Genomic DNA, 2730 nt, shown 5'->3' on the forward strand with positions numbered 1-2730 from the left:
GAATGGCTGCTTCAAGTCTGCCGTCAAGCTATGGCGCAGTGCGTTCAACGCGTCCATCTTGTCGGCGCAGTTTCCATGCGCCCTAGTCATCGTCACGCACCAATGCCAGCTTCCTGCGTTTTGCGCAGAATAGTACTGGACCCACCCTACCGGTTCTCCGTTCAGCAGGACCAGTAAGCTCTGCGCCGAGAAGCTACCATCCGGCATCCTGATGCGTGCGTATGTCCAGCGCGGTTCCTGCATATGAAGAACAATACAGGAACATGGCCGGGTTTGTGAAGCGGTCAGTTCGCTTGGCGTGCACCTGTTTGCGCTCTACATTGCCCTCGGAAGTCTTGGAGCGTGTAGATGTCGAAAGAGCTGGTCAAAGTTGATGTTTCAGTCCCAGGCGGCGAAATCGACAAAGCTGCTGCTGAGGTGCTGACCCGCGTATTAGGCGCACCAGCTGATGAGGCAGGCGGGGCCTTCGGTGACATGGTGGGCATGGTTCGCGACAGGATCAGTGCTTGGCGGCACATCAACAGGCTGCGGATAGCTAAGCAAACTGTTCAGAAGATCAAAGACGAGGGGCTTGAGCCAGGTGATCTGAATGCCTTGCCGCTGCGGGAGGTGCCTGCTGTTCTTGAGGCCATATCAGATGTGGATCAGGACGAGCTATCGGAGCTGTGGGCTGGCTTGTTGGCCGATGCCATGAGTCCGAAGAACCACCGATCAGCCGACAAGCATTTGGTCGCCGTGCTGAAGTCCATGACGGAAGAAGACGCTTTGCTGTTCAGCGCATTTGTAATGTCGGACGAACTAAGAAAGGTCATGTGGAGAAGGGGTAAGCGGGCATCACGCAAGATTTTCCAGCATAAGGATGATGGAGAGGAAGAGCTTAAGCGCCTTGCTGACGAAATGACCAAAGAGAGCGGCGAACTCATACAGGCTCCTCTTGACTACCTCCATGGCAAACTGGCGCCGCTCATGCCCGGTGAACGCTACCGGATCAGCGTCGAAAATCTAATTGAGCTAGGCTTGGTCGAGTACGGCGATAGCAATAGCCGAAAATCAGCTAGCACTCAGATTCCTAGCATACCAATGAGACACAATGGGGACCTGGGGCCTCTGGTAAGTTCGATAATGAAGGCGATTGAGCTTCCTGAGAAGAACATCGCGCGGTGGAGGAAATTTCCAGTTGAGGCCCCGCGCGGCTTCATACCTGCCTTTGCATTGCTGCTAACACCAAAGGGGAAGCGGCTGGTTGAGTCTTGCCAGATCAAGCTGCCGTCTGAGTTGGTAACACCGATTTTGGCATCTTTGGGCGATGAGCAAGAGTAGCAGCAATCACCAAAAGTTCTAAACTATGACTTCTAATAAAGGTGTAACCTATTGATTGTTCTTTGTAATGAAATAATTAACAAAGCGTTTCCAAACAGGTGCGGCATGTAATGGATCGGGGACAAGGGAATGACATATACGCGAGAGTCCGCGCAAGAGCTGGCCATGGCGGCCCTGGTCTATCTGGCGGAAAGGCCCGATCTGATCGGGGAATTCCTGGGCGCGACCGGCCTTCAGCCGCAGGATCTGCGCAAGGCGGCATCGAGCCCCGACATGGCGGTGCATGTCCTGGATTATCTGCTGGAGGACGACCGGCGGGTCATGGATGCAGCGGCCGAGCTTGGGGTTTCGCCGGGCGACCTGATGCACGCGCGCACCGCCCTGGCCGGTCCTGGCAGCTATGGCTGGCAGATCTGAGTTTGCGATTTGTTCACTTCTTTCGCCTAGTCCTGGCGGCGGAGGTGACACATGCACGATCTGGTCAGCCGCGCGATCGAGAAGTTCCTGCAGGGGGAATCGGTCCATGACATCGAGGCGGGGCTGCTTTCCCCGAAGCTGATGCTGCTTGAGGCTGCGCGGCAACTGGGCAAGCCGATCGACGAACTGGTCGAGGATCTGGGCGCCTGGCTGGTGCGGCAACACGAGATCTGGCGCTTGTTGCGCTTTTGCGGCAGCGATTTCCTGGATTTCCTTCTGCGGCTGGACGAATTGCCGGAACGCATCCGCCTTGTCACCGATGACGTGGATGTCCCCGAAATCGCCCTGTCGCGCAGCGCGGACGGCCTGGTCTGGGTGACGATCCCGGATGGCCCGCCCGGCTGGACGGCGCTTCTCAGCGGGTTGCTGCGGGCGATGGCCGACGACTATGGCACGCTTTGCGTCATCACCCGCAGCGACGAGGGGATCTGCATCGACGTGTCCGATTCGGCCTTTGCCGAGGCGCGGACGTTCCGCCTGTCAGCCAAGGCTGCCCAGGCATGACGCGCGCCCTTACCCTTGGCCAGGCCGCGCTGGATCGGCTGATGCCCATGCACCTGTTCCTGTCCGAAGACGGCGCGATCCGTTTCGCCGGTCCCACCATGCAAAAGCTGATGCCTCCCGGAGCGGCAAGGATCGAGGATATCTTTGTCGAGGCCAAGGGCGCCGGATGCGTGATGGGTTCGATCCGGGGGGCGGATCCCGGCAAGCGGCTTTCGCTGCGCCTGCGCCAGCACCGTCAGATTGTGCTGCGCGGCCATGTCGTGACGCCCGGCTTCGGGGGCCTGCTGCTGAACTTCGGCTTCGGCGTGTCGCTGTCCGATGCCGTTGCGGCTTTCGGGCTGACCGAGAGCGACTTCGCGCCCCCGGAACTGGCCTTGGAACTGATGTTCCTGCAAGAGGCGAACCGCGCCATCCAGGCCGAACTGGCCC

General features: G+C 58.9%; 4 protein-coding genes and 1 pseudogene. 4 read left to right on the top strand and 1 reads right to left on the bottom strand.

The window, feature by feature from the left end; translation table 11 throughout:
• Positions 1-243 (bottom strand): hypothetical protein (locus AAIL68_RS17265; protein ID WP_347141024.1); only part of this gene is annotated, 243 nt, incomplete at its 3' end.
• Positions 244-348: 105 nt separating this feature from the next.
• Here AAIL68_RS17265 and AAIL68_RS17270 point away from each other — a divergent pair.
• The 4 genes and pseudogenes from AAIL68_RS17270 to AAIL68_RS17285 all read left to right on the top strand — a co-directional run.
• Complete coding sequence (locus tag AAIL68_RS17270; RefSeq protein ID WP_347141025.1) at positions 349-1320, top strand: Abi-alpha family protein; 972 nt, start codon at positions 349-351, stop codon at positions 1318-1320.
• 129 nt (positions 1321-1449) lie between these two features.
• Positions 1450-1737 carry a DUF3572 domain-containing protein gene (locus AAIL68_RS17275; protein ID WP_347141026.1) on the top strand — a complete coding sequence of 96 codons (288 nt, stop codon included), beginning with the start codon at positions 1450-1452 and terminating at the stop codon, positions 1735-1737.
• Positions 1738-1788: 51 nt separating this feature from the next.
• Positions 1789-2301, top strand: coding sequence for a heme NO-binding domain-containing protein (locus AAIL68_RS17280; RefSeq protein WP_347141027.1), 513 nt, complete (start codon positions 1789-1791; stop codon positions 2299-2301).
• Positions 2298-2730: pseudogene (locus AAIL68_RS17285) on the top strand (GGDEF domain-containing protein); the annotation flags it as partial. The gene AAIL68_RS17280 and the pseudogene AAIL68_RS17285, both read left to right, overlap by 4 nt.

The sequence above is a fragment of the Paracoccus sp. SSK6 genome (assembly GCF_039770665.1).
Taxonomy (GTDB): domain Bacteria; phylum Pseudomonadota; class Alphaproteobacteria; order Rhodobacterales; family Rhodobacteraceae; genus Paracoccus.

What these genes read in the sequence shown, in the direction of transcription:
- AAIL68_RS17280 (WP_347141027.1), top strand. Translation starts at nt 1,789, where the DNA reads ATGCACGATCTGGTCAGCCGCGCGATCGAGAAGTTCCTGCAGGGGGAA.
- AAIL68_RS17270 (WP_347141025.1), top strand. Translation starts at nt 349, where the DNA reads ATGTCGAAAGAGCTGGTCAAAGTTGATGTTTCAGTCCCAGGCGGCGAA.
- AAIL68_RS17275 (WP_347141026.1), top strand. Translation starts at nt 1,450, where the DNA reads ATGACATATACGCGAGAGTCCGCGCAAGAGCTGGCCATGGCGGCCCTG.